This is a genomic window from Streptomyces sp. NPDC030814 (assembly GCF_055572155.1).
The window spans coordinates 258,475-273,660 of record NZ_JBVIDX010000010.1; the positions used below are offsets into that span (position 1 = coordinate 258,475).

Annotated in this window: 11 protein-coding genes and 1 pseudogene; 4 read left to right on the top strand and 8 right to left on the bottom strand. The window is 71.9% G+C overall.

Annotation, left to right across the window (positions count from 1 at the left end):
- Positions 1 to 208: 208 nt before the first annotated feature.
- On the top strand, positions 209 to 1,282 hold the full coding sequence (locus tag ACZ43N_RS22790; RefSeq protein ID WP_468099853.1) for a lytic polysaccharide monooxygenase: 1,074 nt from the start codon (positions 209 to 211) through the stop codon (positions 1,280 to 1,282).
- Between the two features lie 99 nt (positions 1,283 to 1,381).
- Here the strand turns inward: ACZ43N_RS22790 and ACZ43N_RS22795 are convergent, their stop codons facing one another.
- Both ACZ43N_RS22795 and ACZ43N_RS22800 read right to left on the bottom strand, forming a co-directional pair.
- The gene (locus ACZ43N_RS22795; RefSeq protein WP_468099855.1) at positions 1,382 to 2,251 is read right to left on the bottom strand and encodes an esterase/lipase family protein; all 870 of its coding nucleotides are present in this window, start codon (positions 2,249 to 2,251) and stop codon (positions 1,382 to 1,384) included.
- Between the two features lie 175 nt (positions 2,252 to 2,426).
- Positions 2,427 to 2,873 (bottom strand): MarR family winged helix-turn-helix transcriptional regulator, encoded by a 447-nt coding sequence (locus ACZ43N_RS22800; protein ID WP_468099857.1) that lies wholly within the window; start codon positions 2,871 to 2,873, stop codon positions 2,427 to 2,429.
- A 93-nt stretch (positions 2,874 to 2,966) separates the two neighbouring features.
- Between ACZ43N_RS22800 and ACZ43N_RS22805 the strand changes: the two genes are divergently transcribed.
- Positions 2,967 to 3,341 (top strand): cupin domain-containing protein, encoded by a 375-nt coding sequence (locus tag ACZ43N_RS22805; RefSeq protein WP_468099859.1) that lies wholly within the window; start codon positions 2,967 to 2,969, stop codon positions 3,339 to 3,341.
- Between the two features lie 17 nt (positions 3,342 to 3,358).
- On the opposite strand, the gene ACZ43N_RS22810 is transcribed toward ACZ43N_RS22805, so the two are convergent.
- Entirely contained in the window at positions 3,359 to 4,327 is a 969-nt protein-coding gene (locus tag ACZ43N_RS22810) for a DNA polymerase Y family protein (RefSeq protein WP_468099861.1), read from the bottom strand.
- Positions 4,324 to 7,878, bottom strand: coding sequence for a DNA polymerase III subunit alpha (locus ACZ43N_RS22815; protein ID WP_468099863.1), 3,555 nt, complete (start codon positions 7,876 to 7,878; stop codon positions 4,324 to 4,326). Before ACZ43N_RS22815 ends, ACZ43N_RS22810 begins: the two co-directional genes overlap by 4 nt.
- Before the next feature lie 143 nt (positions 7,879 to 8,021).
- On the opposite strand from ACZ43N_RS22815, the gene ACZ43N_RS22820 reads away from it, so the two are divergent.
- Positions 8,022 to 9,092: a DUF3533 domain-containing protein gene (locus ACZ43N_RS22820; RefSeq protein WP_468099864.1), complete on the top strand. Its 1,071-nt coding sequence runs from the start codon at positions 8,022 to 8,024 to the stop codon at positions 9,090 to 9,092.
- Positions 9,093 to 9,144: 52 nt separating this feature from the next.
- Here ACZ43N_RS22820 and ACZ43N_RS22825 read toward each other — a convergent pair whose 3' ends face one another.
- The 4 genes and pseudogenes from ACZ43N_RS22825 to ACZ43N_RS22840 all read right to left on the bottom strand — a co-directional run bounded on the left by ACZ43N_RS22825 (position 9,145) and on the right by ACZ43N_RS22840 (position 14,418).
- Positions 9,145 to 10,224, bottom strand: a complete 1,080-nt coding sequence (locus ACZ43N_RS22825; RefSeq protein WP_468099866.1) for a S1 family peptidase — start codon at positions 10,222 to 10,224, stop codon at positions 9,145 to 9,147.
- 279 nt (positions 10,225 to 10,503) lie between these two features.
- Positions 10,504 to 11,335: pseudogene (locus ACZ43N_RS22830) on the bottom strand (SPFH domain-containing protein).
- Between the two features lie 270 nt (positions 11,336 to 11,605).
- Positions 11,606 to 12,508: a S1 family peptidase gene (locus ACZ43N_RS22835; protein ID WP_468099868.1), complete on the bottom strand. Its 903-nt coding sequence runs from the start codon at positions 12,506 to 12,508 to the stop codon at positions 11,606 to 11,608.
- Positions 12,509 to 13,203: 695 nt separating this feature from the next.
- The gene (locus ACZ43N_RS22840) at positions 13,204 to 14,418 is read right to left on the bottom strand and encodes a DUF5685 family protein (protein ID WP_468099869.1); all 1,215 of its coding nucleotides are present in this window, start codon (positions 14,416 to 14,418) and stop codon (positions 13,204 to 13,206) included.
- Positions 14,419 to 14,730: 312 nt separating this feature from the next.
- Here ACZ43N_RS22840 and ACZ43N_RS22845 point away from each other — a divergent pair, with 312 nt between their 5' ends.
- Entirely contained in the window at positions 14,731 to 15,174 is a 444-nt protein-coding gene (locus tag ACZ43N_RS22845; RefSeq protein WP_468099870.1) for a cell division protein SepF, read from the top strand.
- Positions 15,175 to 15,186 lie beyond the last annotated feature (12 nt).

The following is a 15,186-nucleotide window of genomic DNA, read 5'->3' on the forward strand; positions in this document are numbered from 1 at the left end:
ACGGCTCGGCGGCCGGTGTTCCTGAGCCCCCGGTTAGCCCATCCTTAACGCGACCATAAGGATCTCCCGCACCCGCCTTCAGCAGGCGATGTCGCGGTCCCCTGGGGCTAGCTTGCTGATCGACCGGAAACCCGGCCCGCCCCGGAAAACCCGGAAACCCGGAAACCCGGAAACCCGGAAACCCGGAACCGCTTCGAGGAGTACCGCCATGCCCGCTGCCCGCCGCAAGGCCGCTGCCGCGTTCGTCACCGCCGGTGTCGTCGGCGCCGCCCCGTTCGCCCTGGCCGTGTCCGCCGCCGGGTCCGCCGCGGCGCACGGTTCGCTGGGCGATCCGGTGAGCCGGGTGGCGCAGTGCTACGCGGAGGGCCCGGAGAATCCGAGGTCGGCGGCGTGCCGGGCGGCGGTGGCGGCCGGGGGCACACAGGCGCTGTACGACTGGAACGGTGTGCGGATCGGCGATGTCGCGGGCCGCCATCAGGAGCGCGTACCGGACGGCGAGTTGTGCAGCGGCGGGGACGAGGCGTTCAAAGGCCTCGACCTGGCCCGCGCCGACTGGCCGGCGACGAGCGTGCGCCGCGGCTCGTACACGTTCAGGTACCGGGTGACGGCGCCGCACAAGGGGACGTTCAAGGTGTACGTCACCAAGCCCGGTTACACGCCCTCCCGGCCGCTCGCCTGGGACGACCTGGATCTCGCGCACCCGGTCGCGACGTCCACCGACCCGGCCGCGTCGGGCGGCTTCTACACGTTCTCCGGCACCCTTCCGCAGCGCTCCGGCAGGCATCTGCTGTACACGGTCTGGCAGCGCTCGGACAGTCCGGAGGCGTTCTACTCCTGTTCGGACGTCACCTTCGGCGGCGCGGGCCCGGGCAGCGGCTCCGGCTCGGGCTCCGGGGGCGAGACGTCCGCGCCGCCGAGCGCGCCCTCCGACGAGCAGATCGCGGACGGCGCGGGCAGGTCGAGTGTCGAGCACGGCGGGCACGGTGACGACGACGCGGTCACGACGACGGACCCGACGCCGACCAGGTCCGCGAAGTCCCCCGCCGGGAGCGACGCCGATGACGCGGCGGCGGCCGAGTCGGCCGACGGGCCGGTCCACGGTGGTGCCGCCCGGGGGGATGCGGAGCCCGCGGGCGCCCGGGAGAACCTCGCCGAGACGGGTGGGGACGGCGTGACCCCGTATGTGGCGATCGGTGGCGCTGCGGTCCTGGCGGTGGGGTCCTCGCTGCTGTTCGCCGCGGCCCGCCGCCGTGCGGCGAGCGGTGGCCGGCAGGGCGGCTGACGGACTTCCGGGGCCTGCCCGGCGGCTCAGGTCGGACAGGCCCCGGTGACATACGTCCGGGTCACCCCTGGTGCGGGCGACCCGGCGTGGGTGCACGTGTCAGCCGATGACCGAGAGACAGGTCGTCGGCGTGGCGTGGGTGGGGTCGAGGGCGTTGGTGACCTCGTGGAAGGCGATGCGGTCGAGGAGCCCGATCGCGACGTGCTCGGAGAGGTCGGCCGCGCACAGGTCCTGGATCACGATGTTGCGTACGTTCGGACCGTCGAGGAACTGGGACCGGTAGGGCGTGACGACCTCGTCGTACTTGGTGGCGAGGACCGTGTAGGTGACGCCGGGGACGGTGTCGCCGCCCGCGTTGAGCTTGGTCAGGAACGGGGAGCCGACGACCTGGTCGGCGAGGGCGGGGGTGGCGGTGGACAGCAGGTCGCCGGCGCCGGGGAAGTGGTCGAGGAGTTGGGTGAGGCCGCCCAGGGTGGTGCCGTGGCTGGAGGGGGCTATGCCGATGAGGGCGTTCACCTCCGCCGCCCCTCCGAGGAACTTGAGGTAGTAGCGGGGCATCATGCCGCCCTGCGAGTGACCGACGAGGTCGGCCTCGGCGGCGCCGGTCGAGTCGAGCACCCGGTCGACGAAGGCGTCGAGTTGCTGTGCCGACTTGTCGATCGGGCCGAGGCCGTTGAAGAAGGGGACGCCGGGGAGCTGCCCGTAGTCGAGGGAGTAGACGCAGTACCCGCGGTTCACCAGGTACGGGGCGAGGCCCAGCCAGTTGTCGACGGAGTTGCCGAACGTTCCGTGGACGAGGACGACGGGGCGGGGGTGGGCGCTGGAGGGCTTGCAGGAGTAGTCGTTCCAGCCACGGCTGGGTGCGGCGGCCGTGTCGGCGGCCGTGGCGGAGGTGGCGGGGACGGTGGTCGCCGCGGCGGCGAGGAGCAGGGCGGCCAGCGGTCTGATCAGGCGCTTCCAGGGCAGCATCGGGTGATCTCCTTGCGGCTCAAGGGACGTGCGACGGCGTTCGCCCTGTGATCCGGATCACGAGGATGCTGTTCTTATCCCGCCAAGTTACGGTCGGGTAGTAAAACTGGGAAGTTACGCGTCAGTAAAAACTTCAAGCGATGCCTGTGGATGCTGATATGAGGGCGACAAACCGTCACCACGCAGGCCTGATGGGTCCATAGGGGGCGATACGCGCCAACCGGTCGCGCAGTGCCCGCACTTCCGCCTCCCCGCCGAGCGCGTCACTCCACTCCCGCACGGCCTCGGCCGCCGCCTCTTCCGCGGCCCGGGTGCAGGCCCACCCCCGCTCGGTCAGCACGACCAGCCGGGCGCGGGCATCCCCGGGGTGCGGCCGGCGCTCGACGTACCCCTTGCGCGCCATCTCCTCGACGAGCTGACTGGCCGCCTGCTTGGTCACTCCGAGGTGGCGGGCGAGTTCGGTGACCGTCGCGCCGTCCGGGGCGAGCCGGGTGAACGCGAAGCCGTACGCGGGCCGCCCCTCGAAGCCGCGGGCGACGACCCCGTCATGAATGCGCTGCGTCAGGTCGCCCGCCACGGCGAGCAGGGCGGCTGTCAGCCCGAGTGCCTCGGAGTTCTGCATGCCCGCATTGAAACACCCTTGACGAATTGGTCAAGCTGCTTGACCATCGATGCATATAGTCAAGCAGCTTGACCATCTTCGCAGGAGGCCCGTATGCCCGTAGTCCGTTCGTCCGAAGCCGTCACCCACGAGATCCACGGGGCCCGCTTCGTCTCGTACGCCACACCCCGCACCGGCAGCAGGGAACTGGCTGCCTGGCGGGGGGAGATCCCCGCCGGCACCAAGGCGCCCGCCCACACCGTCACCAAGGAGGAGATCCTCCATCTGCTCGGCGGCGAACTGCTGATCACGCTCGACGGGCGCACCGAGCGCGTCGGCGCGGGCGACACACTGATCATCAACGCGGGGGCGACCCTCACCGTCGAGAACCCGACGGCGGAGACCGCCGTCACCTGGGTCACCACCTCGCTGGGCCTGGAGGCCGAGCTGGCCGACGGCACACGGCTCGTGCCGCCGTGGGCCAACTGACGCCGCCTCCGCGGATGTCACGCCGCCAGCGTGCCCGGCAGGACCGCGTGCGGGCCGAACTTCGCCCGCGCCCGGTCCGCGACCTCCTCGATACGGCGGAGCTTGTCGTCGGCAGGGTCGAAGGCGAGCTGGTGGGAGGCCTCGTCCGCGGGGGTGAGCCCCTCGGCGCGCAGGGCGATCGCACGGACCCGGGCGCGCTGGAGGCCGAGGACGCCGTACATGCCGTAGGCGGTGCGGGTGAGTTCGGGCGAGTGGGCGGTCGGCTCCGCGAGGGTGCGGGTGCGGGTCGTCGAGGACCGGTCGGCGTAGCGGACGGTGAGGGTGAGGGCGCGGCACACCTTGTCCAGGGCGCGCAGCCGGGAGCCCAGTTCCCCGGCGGCGGAGAGCAGGGCACGGCGATGCCGGTCCGGGTCCAGCTCGTCGTGCGGGAAGGGGCGTTCGGCGGCCAGGGAGCGGGCGACCGCGTTGGGGACGACCCGGCCCCGGTCGATGCCGTTCGCCTTCTCGTGCAGTTCGCGGCCGGTTCGCGCGCCGACCAGGCGCTGGAGCGTGGACAGAGGGGCGGCGGCGACCCGGCCGAGGGTGTCGAGACCGTAGTCGCACAGCGTGCGGGCGGTCGCGGTGCCGACGCCGGGCAGCGCGGCGACGGGCCGCTCGGCGAGGAAGTCCACGACCAGGCCCTCGGGGACCGCGCACGGTTCGCCGGGCTCGGCCTGCCCCAGAGCCATCCGGGCGAGCATCGGCCCGGGCCCGGCGCCGATCACACAGTCGATCCCGTACAGCGCGAGGGCACGGACGCGGATCAGCTGGGCCAGTTCCTCGGCCCCCCGGCCGAAGTACCGTTCGGCGCCGCGCAGATCGGCCAGCGCGCCGTCGGGCGGCAGCGCCTGAACGACGGGAGTGAAGTCCTCGAGCAGACCGAGCAGCCCGGGCAGGGCTGCCTCGTACTTCGGCGGCAGCTGGAAACGTACGCAGAGGATGGTCATCCCGCACTCCCTGGGCTCTGGTGCCACAACTTCCGCACTCTCGAGGGCTCTTCGCCCGCGGGCCGCAGATCGGCCCACGGGTGCATCTCGTAGCCGGTGGGCAGCTGGATGCGGCGGCCGTGCGTCGGGTCGCCGCCGCTCGTGGGCACCGGCTCAGCCAGCCGCGGCGCGACCGCGTCGAGGCCGCCCTCGCGCCGCAGCTCCACCAGCTCGGCGAGGTTCCAGGCGGCCGAGCCCACCACGCTCAGGCTGCGCGGGCCGCGCCGCTGCACCACTCCGCGCACCAGCAGCAGCCAGGAGTGGAAGACGGTGTGGGCGCACGCGTCGTGGGAGTCGTCGAAGAAGGCGAGGTCGACCAGGCCGGTGCCGTCGTCGAGGGTGGTGAAGACGACCCGCTTGCCGGAGCGGATGGGCGGCGTCTGGGTTGCCGCCTTGGCGCCCGCGACCAGCACCGTCTCCCCGTGGCGCGCCTCGCGCAGCCGCCGTGCCGACACCACGCCCAGCTCGTCGAGGAACGTCCGGTGGTCGTCCATCAGATTGCGGGAGACGTCCATCGACAGCACGCCCAGCTCGGCGCTGAGCCGCTCCGCCGAGGAGAGGTCGGGCAGCCCGGCCGAGGCGGTCCTGCGGCCCCCGGACAGCGGGAGCTGTCCCCCGCCGCCGCCCATGCCCCGGGCGCCCCGGTGCAGTTCGGTGAGGTGCAGTTGCAGATCGCGCCGGTTGGCGCCGAAGGCGTCCAACGCCCCCACCTGGGCCAGCCGCTGTGCGAGCGGGCGGCTCGGCCGGGCCCGCTCCCAGAAGTCCAGCAGCGAGGCGTACGGCTGTCCGTCCGCGATCCGCGCCGCCTCGGCCTCGCTGATGCCGTGCACGTCGGACAGGGCCAACCGCAGCCCCCACACCCCGGGTTCGCCCGGCCTCGCCGAACCGGGTCCCGTCGGCCCCGGCCCGTCCGGGGAAAGCCCCTCCGGCCCCTCCGACCCCCTTGATTCAGACACCAGTTCGATACGGTGGGCGACCGCCGAACGGTTCACGTCCACCGGGAGGATCGGTACCCCCCGCCGCCGCGCGTCCGCCAGCAGCAGCCGCTTCGGGTACATCCCGGGGTCGTGCGTGAGCAACCCCGCGTAGAACGCCGCCGGATGGTGCGTCTTCAGCCACGCCGACTGGTACGTCGGCACCGCGAAGGCCACCGCGTGCGCCTTGCAGAAGCCGTACGACCCGAAGGCCTCGACGATCTCCCAGGTCCGGGCGATCGTCTCGGCGTCGTACCCCTTCGCGGCGGCGTGCTGCGCGAACCACACCCGGATCCGCCCCTGCGAGTCGGGGTCGGAGAGTCCGCGCCGCACCCGGTCCGCCTCGTCCCGGCCGCAGCCGGTCATGAGGTGCACGATGTCGATGACCTGCTCGTGGAAGACGACGACGCCGTACGTCTCCCGCAGCGGACCCTCCAGATCGGCGTGCGGATAGCGGACCGGCGCCCGCCCGTGCCGGGCCGCGATGAACGGCCGCACCATGTCGGCGGCGACCGGACCGGGCCGGAACAGGGAGATGTCGACCACGAGATCGTGGAAGGTGGACGGCTGGAGCCGCCCCACCAGGTCCCGCTGGCCGGGCGACTCGATCTGGAAGCAGCCCAGCGTCTCGGTGGACCGGATCAGCCGGTACGTGGCCGGGTCGCCCTCACCGCGCTCGAAGTCGAGCGCGTCCAGGTCGACCCGTTCCCCCGTCGCCCGCTCCACCTCGGCCACCGCGTGCGCCATCGCCGACTGCATCCGCACGCCCAGCACATCGAGCTTGAGCAGCCCGAGGTCCTCCACGTCGTCCTTGTCGAACTGCGACATGGGGAACCCCTCGCCGCTGGTCGGCATGACCGGCGTACGGGCGAGGAGGGAGGAGTCGGAGAGGAGGACCCCGCAGGGGTGCATGGCGACCCCGCGCGGGAGGGCGTCGAGGGACTCGACCAGCTCCCACAGCCTGCCGTACTTCTCCTTCTCCCCCGCCAGTTTCCTGAGCTCGGGCAGCTCCTCCAGCGCCGCGCGGGCGTCACGGGCCCGGATGTGCGGGAAGGACTTGGCGATCCGGTCGATGTCGGCGGGGTCCATGGACAGGGCCGCGCCCACGTCGCGGACGGCGTGGCGGACCCGGTACGTCTCCGGCATCGCCACCGTCGCGACCCGCTCGGCGCCGAAGCGGCCGATGATCGCGCGGTAGACCTCCAGCCGGCGCGCGGACTCCACGTCGATGTCGATGTCGGGCAGCACGACCCGGCGCTTGGACAGGAACCGCTCCATCAGCAGCCCGTGCTCGACGGGGTCGGCGTGCGCGATACCGAGGAGATGGTTGACGAGGGAGCCCGCACCGGAGCCCCGCGCGGCGACCCGGATGCCCATCCTCCGTACGTCGTCGACGACTTGGGCGACGGTGAGGAAGTAGGAGGCGAAGCCGTGGTGGGCGATGACGTCCAGTTCCTGGTGCATGCGCTCCCAGTAGTCGCGCCGGGCGTCGTAGCCGAGCCGCAGCATGCCCGCCGCCGCACGCGAGGCGAGGACGCGCTGGGCGGTGCGACGGCCGGCGCCGACGAGGTGCGGCTCCGGGAAGTGGACGGTGCCGAGGCCGAGGTCGTCCTCCGGGTCGACCAGGCACTCGGCGGCCGTGGCGCGGGTCTGCTCCAGCAGGCGGTACGCGGTGTCGCGGCGGTAGCCCGCGGCCTCGACGATCCGTTCGGCGGCGGCCAGCATGGCAGCGGCGTCCTTGAGCCAGGCCTCACCGGAGTCCAGCTCGCCCCGGGGGTCGACGGGGACCAGCCGACGGGCCGCGTCCAGCACATCGGCGACGGGCCCCATGCCGGGGTCGGCGTACCGGACGGCGTTGCTGAGCACGGGGCGGATCCGCTGCTCGGCGGCGAAGCCCACGGTCCGGGCGGCCAGCCGCAGCGAGCCGGGGCCGGTGCCCGTACGGCCGTGCCACACCGCCTCCAGCCGCAGGGCATCGCCGAACCGCTCCCGCCAGGGCCCGAGGAGCTTCGCGGCACGGTCGGGGCGCCCGGCCGCGAGCGCGCCACCCACATCGGAGGCGGGCCCGAGCAGCACGGTCAGGCCCTCACCGGCACACTCCGCCCAGGGCAGCAGGGGCGGACCCTCCCCCCGGCCACCGGCCACTCCCGGTTCGCCGTCCTCATCGCTCCCCCCATGCGCCGACGAAACGATTCTGCACAGCTCGGCCCACCCTTTGGCCCCCTCGCGGGCGAGGAACGTCACCCGGGGAGTCGACTCATCGACAAAGGCACCGCCCCGGACGGGAGCCCGCCTCCGTGCCTGCCGCGCGGAGGGCGCGGGTGCCCCCACTGCCAGCTCCGCCCCGAACAGCGGACGGATGCCTGCCGCCGCACAGGCCTTGGCGAACCGGACCGCGCCCGCGAGGGTGTCCCGGTCAGTGAGCGCGAGGGCATCCATGCCGCGTTCGGAGGCGCGCTCAGCCAGCCGCTCCGGGTGCGAGGCGCCGTACCGCAGGGAGAACCCGGAGGCGGTGTGCAAATGCGTGAAGCCCGGCACCACACCTCCCGCGCCCTCGATCAATCGAACATCAGTTCACAGCCCGCTCACCTCCACCATAGACCACTTTTCGAACCTCTGTACGACATCCGTTCGGCCCCGTCCCACCTGCGCAAACACGCGACGGCTCGGACCGTGAGGACATGACGCAGACGGCCGGCAACCACCACGAGTCCCCCGAACCGGCCCCCGCCTCCCCGCGGTCCTTCCTCGACGAACTGAGGGACGGGGTCACCCCACGTGCCGCCCTGCTCGTCGTCGGCGTCCTCGCGCTCACGCTGCTCTTCATCGCCTCGTACGTGGGAGCGCTGCACGACCCGAAACTCCGGGACGCGCCGTTCGGCGTGGTCGGGCCACGGGCAGCCGCCGAGCAGTCGGTGAACCGGCTGGAGCGGCTGCCGGGCACGCCGCTGGCCCCCCGCACGGTGGCCGAAGAGGCGGCGGCGCGCGAACTGATCCTCGAACGGGAGATCGATGGCGCCCTGCTGGTCGACCCGGCCCGCACCACCGACACCCTGCTGGTCGCCTCCGGCGGCGGCCGCTCCCTCGCCAACGCGCTGACCGCCCTCGTCGGCGAGCTGGAGCGGTCCCAGGGGCGCACGCTGCGGACGGTGGACGTCGCCCCGGCCCATCTCGGGGACGCCAACGGGCTCACGTCCTTCTATCTGGTCGTGGGCTGGTGCGTGGGCGGCTATCTGTGCGCGTCGGCGCTGGCGCTGAGCGCGGGAGCACGGCCCGCCAATCCTCGGCGCGGGGTGATCCGGCTCGCCGCCCTGGCGCTGTTCGCGATCCTCGGCGGACTCGGCGGCGCGGTCATCGCCGGACCGGTTCTGGGCGCGCTGCCCGGAAGCGTGGCGGCGCTGTGGGGACTGGGGGCGCTGGCCGTCTTCGCGGTGGGCGCGGCCACGCTGGCGCTCCAGTGCGTCTTCGGGATCGCCGGTATCGGGGTCGCCGTCCTGCTGGTGGTGGTCGCCGGCAACCCGAGCGCGGGCGGCGCGCTGCCGGCGCCGCTGCTGCCCCCGTTCTGGGCGGCGATCGGTCCGGCGCTCCCGCCGGGCGCCGGGGTCTGGGCGGCCCGCTCGATCGCGTACTTCGAGGGCAACGACATCACCGCCGCCCTGCTGGTGCTCGCCACCTGGGCAACGGCGGGGGCCGCCATCACCGTGGTGATGGCGGCCCCGAGGAGACCGGAACGCCGGCCTTTCGAAGCCTGAACCGCAGGTCCCGGCCTCGCGGCGGCGCTCCGCCCTCCGACACTCTCGACCGTCAGCCGATCTGCGTGCCCGTCGCCGACAACGCCTCGGTGACCGGCTGGAAGAACGTTTCGCCGCCCGCGGTGCAGTCGCCACTGCCACCGGAGGTGAGGCCGATGGCCTTGTCACCCGCGAAGAGGGAGCCACCGCTGTCGCCGGGCTCGGCGCAGACGTCGGTCTGGATGAGGCCGTTGACGATGTCGCCGTTGCCGTAGTTCACGGTGGCGTCGAGGCCGGTGACCGTGCCGCTGTGGACCTGGGTGGTCGAACCGCTGCGGGTCACCTTCATGCCGACGGTCGCCTCGGCGGCCCCGCTGATGGCCTGGGCCGAGCCGTTGTAGAGGTTGACCTCGCTGGGATGGTCGACCTCCGCGGTGTACTTGACCAGCCCGTAGTCGTTGTCCGGGAAGCTGGAGTCCGCGTTCTCGCCGACGACGCGGCCGTCGGCCGACCAGGTGGAGATGCCCTCGGTGCAGTGACCCGCCGTCAGGAAGAACGGCTCGCCGCCCTTGACGACGTTGAAGCCGAGGGAGCAGCGCCCGCTGCCGCCGGTGATGGCGTCGCCGCCCGCGACGAAGGTCCTGAACTCCCCCTTCGTGCGCTTGAGTTCCGCCTTGGCACCGAGGCCGTCCACGACCTCGGTCAGTCTCGCCAGCTCGGCCTTGGAGACGGTGCGGTCCGCGGTGACGACGACCTTGTTGGTGGTGGGATCGGTGGCCCAGGAGGTGCCGGGGATGGTGGCGTCGTCCTTGAGGGTCGTACGGGCGCTCTTCAGTTCGGCGAGGGAGTTCTCGACGATCCGGGCCTTGGCGCCGGCCGCCTCGACGGTCTCGGCGGCGGCCTCGTCGAGCACGTTCACCACGAGGAGCTTGCTCTTCGCGTCGTAATACGTTCCCGCCGCGTCGGCGCCGAGATCCTCACCGAGGGTCGAGGCGAGCTTTCCGGCCGCCAGCACGGAGAGCGCTTTCGGCCCGGCGGTCGGCGCGGTCTCGCTCGCGTTCGCAGTCTGGAAGGTCACTCCGGCGGCGACCAGCGCAGCGATGCCCGCACCTGTCACGACGAGACGGCGCCTGGGTATGCGTCGGTGCTTCAACTCACGTCCTCCTGTGGGGGGTCGGCCGAAGAGGTTGTGGGGACCCCGTTCGACCGTAAGGAATACGGATATGGAGGCGACGGACAATAAAAACGCCGCGTCCATGCCAACTCTGCGGCGCCAACTATTCCGAGGCGCGCAGGGGACGCACAAGGTCGACTTCAGGACGAGCACACACCGTGGATGCACGCCCTCTATGCCATTACCGTCCGGTAACACCCCATGCGAATTCGCACTGCAAACACAGGACACAACGAACCCCTGTGCAGCCAGTGAGGTCTAGTCCTGTCCGAAAGTCACCACTGCGGGGTCCGAATCCAAATGGGGCTCAGGCGAAGGAAGTTGCTCGAGCACCGATTCCCGCACCGCGTCCGGGGCCGGCGGAGCCGACGGCACGGCATCCGAAGCCGAGTGCTGGGCCTTCTCCAGGAACCGCAGCAGCTCCACCGGGAACGACAGGACGAGCGTGGAGTTCTTCTCCGCGGCCACCGCCACCACGGTCTACAGCAGCCGCAGTTGCAGCGCGGCAGGCTGCTCGGACATCTCGTCGGCGGCCTCGGCCGGCTTCTTCGACGCATCGGGCTCGGCCACGGCGTTGATGACCCGCGCCCGGCATACACGGCCGGCCTCCGCCTGCCGGGTGGCCGTCGAGCGCTTCATGCTCTCGGGCAGCGAGACGCCATCGATCTCGACCCGGTCGAGGGCGGCGCCCCACTCCACCGCGGAGCTGTCGATCATCAACTCCAGCCCCTGGTCGAGCTTCCCGCGGTCGGGGAGCAGATCGCCCAGCCCGCTCTTGCCGATGAGGGACCGGCGCGAGGTCTGCGCCATCCGCGAGACCGCGAACCGGTAGTCCTCCACCCGCACGATCGCGTCCGCCGCCGAGGTCACCTTGAAGTGGACGATCGCATCCACCCGTACCGTCACGTCGTCCGGTGTGATGCCCTCCTGCGCGGGAGCCGGCATCGTCACGATCTGCGTGTTGACCTTCCGCAGCCGGTCGACGAACGGCACGATCATCGCGAACCCGGGCCCGCGCTCCGTCGACCGAGCCGGCCGAGCCGGAACACCACCCCCGCTCGTACTGCTTCACCACCCGCACCGCGCCCATCACGTCCGCCGTGCACGTCTTCCGCACGGTCCGTCGTGCACGTCTTCCGCACGATCCGCCGCACCGCATCGGTCCGTGCCGCGGCGCACCTTGTCTCGACGGTAGCCCCGCCGCCGGAACAGGGCGAGCCCCCGCACGTCATCACGCGCGGGGGCTCGAACTACTGACCGCGATACGGCCGGTCACGGGTGCCGGGGGGAAGAGCACCCGCTCGGGGTCGGCCCGCCGGACCGGCACGGCGGCCGGTCGGCGTCCAGCGATCCGGTCGACCTAGTAGACGCTGACGCCGTAGGCGCTCAGGGCCTCGGTGACCGGCTGGAAGAAGGTCGTGCCCCCGGAGCTGCAGTTGCCGCTGCCGCCGGAGGTGAGACCGTACGCGACGCCGTTGCTGCCGTAGAGCGGACCGCCGGAGTCGCCGGGCTCGGCACAGACCGTGGTCTGGATCATGCCGTAGACGATGTCGCCGCCACCGTAGTTGACGGTCGCGTTGAGAGCGGTCACCCGTCCGGTACGGGTACCGGTGGTGGAGCCGGTACGGATGACGTTGGTGCCCACGCTCGGGGTGGCCGCGCTGGTGATGTCCACGCTGCCCGCGGTGCCGTCCTTGGCGATGGACGTGTTGCTGTAGCGCACGATGCCGTAGTCGTTGACCGGGAAGCTCGACCCGGTGGTCGGACCGAGGACCGTGGTACGGCCGGAGTTGGAGTACCAGGTGCCCGCGCCGTCGGTGCAGTGACCGGCGGTCAGGAAGTAGTAGGTGCTCCCGCTGCGGACGTTGAACCCGAGGGAGCAGCGCCAGCTACTCGCATAGATGGCGTCGCCGCCCTTGATGAGCTTGTTGAACTTGCCCGGCGTCCGCTTGATCGTCAGAGCGCCGGCCTTGTCGCCCGCCGCTTCCTTGATCTTCAGCAGCTCGGCCTGGGAGACGGTGCTGTCGATGGTGACGACGAGCTTGTCGGTCTTCTCGTCGATCGCCCAGGCGGTCCCGGGGATGTCCGCCTTGAGAACCGACGCGCTGGCGCTCTGGAGCTCCGCGGCGCTGAAGGTCCGGGTGTCTGCCGCACTGGCGGTGGGGACAGTGGCGGCGGCCGCAGCCACGAGTCCGGTGGTCACGGCGATCAGCCGGGTCCGTCTCGCGATACCGCTGTGGGGAGTGGTGCGCTTGATCCTCACTGTTCGTTCCCTCCTAAAGGGAAGTCGGGGGCCTGCGTGGGGTTTGGGCCCGTGAGGCGCGAATCAGGGACACGTGTTCGCATTTCGAACATGCCGTGCCCCTGACAAGGCGCTCGGGGAAGTATTCGGCCGCATCACCGATCCCCGCAAGAGGGCCTTTCGGCCTACCGAACGCCAACCGACCTGGTGAGCACGACAGTTGATCTCACCGGCAGAGATGTGGGGATTCTGTGTGAATCCCGGACGGTGCCGTGGTACCGCTGGGGCGCAAGGTGCGCTCCCGGACCTCCCCGCCACCGGCGAGCAGGCTCTCCGGCGGCGGGAACGGGCAGCTGAGGCAGTCGGCGAGCGCGTACGGCGGCGGCCCACCCGATGGAGTCCGCTCCCGTACGGCCTTCGGTCCCGGGCGCCGCGGGTTGGCCGGCTTCGAGGCATCTCCTCGTCAACGGTGTGCCCGTCCGCGCCACTCCCCGTTCATGACGCCCCCTCGGACACGGCCGCCACGGCCCTGCGCGCGTACCGGTTGGCCGGCCGGGCGAGAGCAGGTGCCCCCTGAGGGTGCTGCCGGTGCGGAAGGTGCGGAAGTGCGGAACGGACCGCGGTGCCGGAGCAGGGGACCCACCACGCGCCCCGACAACAGGAGGGGGCCCGCTCGCGTCCCGCGGCCGGAGCAGTACCCGCGGCCCGGTCCCCCGTCAGCAGTCGCAGCAGTCGCAGGCGTCGCAGCAATCGCAGTCCCGGCAGCACCCCTCCCGCTTCTTCCGGGACCACGGCCCTTCGTACTCCTTCGCACAGCACAACTGGCAGGTGCAGCACAACAACCAGAACATCCCGCAACCGGCCCAGAACCCCCGCCGCCTCGGCGGCTGCGGCGACGGCACCCCGCCGTAGCCGCCGCCACCGCTTCCGCCGTAGCCGCCGCCACCGCCGTACGGGTTTCCGCCCGCGCCGCCGTAGGGGTTTCCGCCCGCCCCGCCGTACGGGTTCCCGGCGCCGCCCCCGTACGGGTTCCCGGACTGCGGAGGCCCGCCGTGCTGGTGCGCCGCGCACACCGGCACCGTCCCGAACGCCCGGTCGACGGACCGCCGGAGTTCGTGCACCAGCAGCAGATGGGCCAGCTTGCCGTCGACGAACTCGACCTCGCGCAGGGCGAGCCGGATGCCGTGCAGGGCGTCCTCGGCAAGCCGCCGCGCCTCGGGCAGGGACGTCCCGGTCGCGGTCAGCGGGTTCCACGCGCCCGAGGCGGCGTCGGCGGCCCGGTCCTCCACCGCGTCCAGCAGATGGGCGAGCCGCCCGAAGAGCCGGCCGGCCTCGGCGAGCGGCTCGACGTTGTCCGGGCGTCCGGCGAGCACGGCGGTGTGCGCGAAGGCCGCGGCGGTGGCCGTCTCGGTCGGCTCGGTGACCGTCAGCAGCGGTGTGCCCGGCCCGGCGAGCGCCTCGATGCCGAGTTGCCGGTCCACGGCGTCGACCAGCACCGCCGTGTCGAAGCCGATGTCGGACCCCGTACGGGCGCCCGCGCGCCCCCAACTCGTCGCGACCCGGCGCGCGGCCGACGCGACCGGTCTCCGCGCGAGCAGTCCGTCACCGTCGGCCACGTGGTCGCGCACCTTCGCCGAGGCGAGCACCAGCGAGACGGCGGCGGCGAGCCGCGCACCCTCACCCTGCGCGACGGACGCGGTACGCATCCCGCGCAGCGGGCAGGGCCCGGCGGTGCGCCGCCGGTCGGTGGTCCGCTCGGCCTGAGCCTCCGTCAGAACGGAGACCAGCAGTCCGTCGTAGTTCGTCACGACCCGGGCGAACTGCCCGTGGTCCCCGCGCAGCGCTAGACAGAGCCCGCACAGATGTGCCATCCACTGCGTCTTCAGCCCCTCACCGAGCCGGTGGCTGCAGGGCCTCACAATTCCGAACACGACATCCCCCGCGTCTGTCGCGCGCCCCGACGGCCACGCGCTCGTGCCTGAACTGCGCCGCATCGTAGCCGCCGATCGTTCACCCGGACGCTCCGACACTCACCCAAACGCCGCGAACAATATTATTTCACTCTCCGTCAGCAGACGTGTACCGCAAAGCCCTTGGGGCACATGGACTCTCGACGAATTCGTTCTGCACCAGTACCGTCACGAAACCCCCGTGCGGCGTCTATCCACTTGGCGAGACATCCGCATCATGGACGACGATAGGGATGCGGAAAGAGAAAAAGACCGCTGTGAGAGGAGGCGTCCATGGGATCGGTGCGCAAGGCGAGTGCCTGGCTTGGCCTCGTCGACGACAACGATGACGAGCGTTACTACGACGACGACTACGCCGATGAGCGGGAGTCCGGGTCCGGCGAGGCATGGGTCACCGACCCCCGGGTGAAGGTCGCATCCGAGTCCGCCCAGGAGCAGGGCCGCCGGATCGGCACGGTCACCCCGGACAGCTTCCGCGACGCCCGGCACATCGGCGAGCTCTTCCGGGACGGCGTCCCGGTCATCATGAACCTCACGAACATGGAGCCCGCCGACGCCAAGCGTGTCGTCGACTTCGCGGCCGGGCTGATCTTCGGTCTGCGCGGCTCCATCGAGCGGGTGTCCAACCGGGTGTTCCTGCTGACCCCCGCCGACACGGAGATCGTCAGCGGCGAGGCCGCCGGTCGTCCGGCCGACGGCTTCTTCAACCAGAGCTGAGGCAGGGCGGCT

Excerpts from the sequence above, each read along its gene's own strand:
- ACZ43N_RS22790 (WP_468099853.1), top strand. The coding sequence starts at position 209 with ATGCCCGCTGCCCGCCGCAAGGCCGCTGCCGCGTTCGTCACCGCCGGT.
- ACZ43N_RS22795 (WP_468099855.1), bottom strand. The coding sequence starts at position 2,251 with ATGCTGCCCTGGAAGCGCCTGATCAGACCGCTGGCCGCCCTGCTCCTC.
- ACZ43N_RS22800 (WP_468099857.1), bottom strand. The coding sequence starts at position 2,873 with ATGCAGAACTCCGAGGCACTCGGGCTGACAGCCGCCCTGCTCGCCGTG.
- ACZ43N_RS22805 (WP_468099859.1), top strand. The coding sequence starts at position 2,967 with ATGCCCGTAGTCCGTTCGTCCGAAGCCGTCACCCACGAGATCCACGGG.
- ACZ43N_RS22810 (WP_468099861.1), bottom strand. The coding sequence starts at position 4,327 with ATGACCATCCTCTGCGTACGTTTCCAGCTGCCGCCGAAGTACGAGGCA.
- ACZ43N_RS22820 (WP_468099864.1), top strand. The coding sequence starts at position 8,022 with ATGACGCAGACGGCCGGCAACCACCACGAGTCCCCCGAACCGGCCCCC.
- ACZ43N_RS22845 (WP_468099870.1), top strand. The coding sequence starts at position 14,731 with ATGGGATCGGTGCGCAAGGCGAGTGCCTGGCTTGGCCTCGTCGACGAC.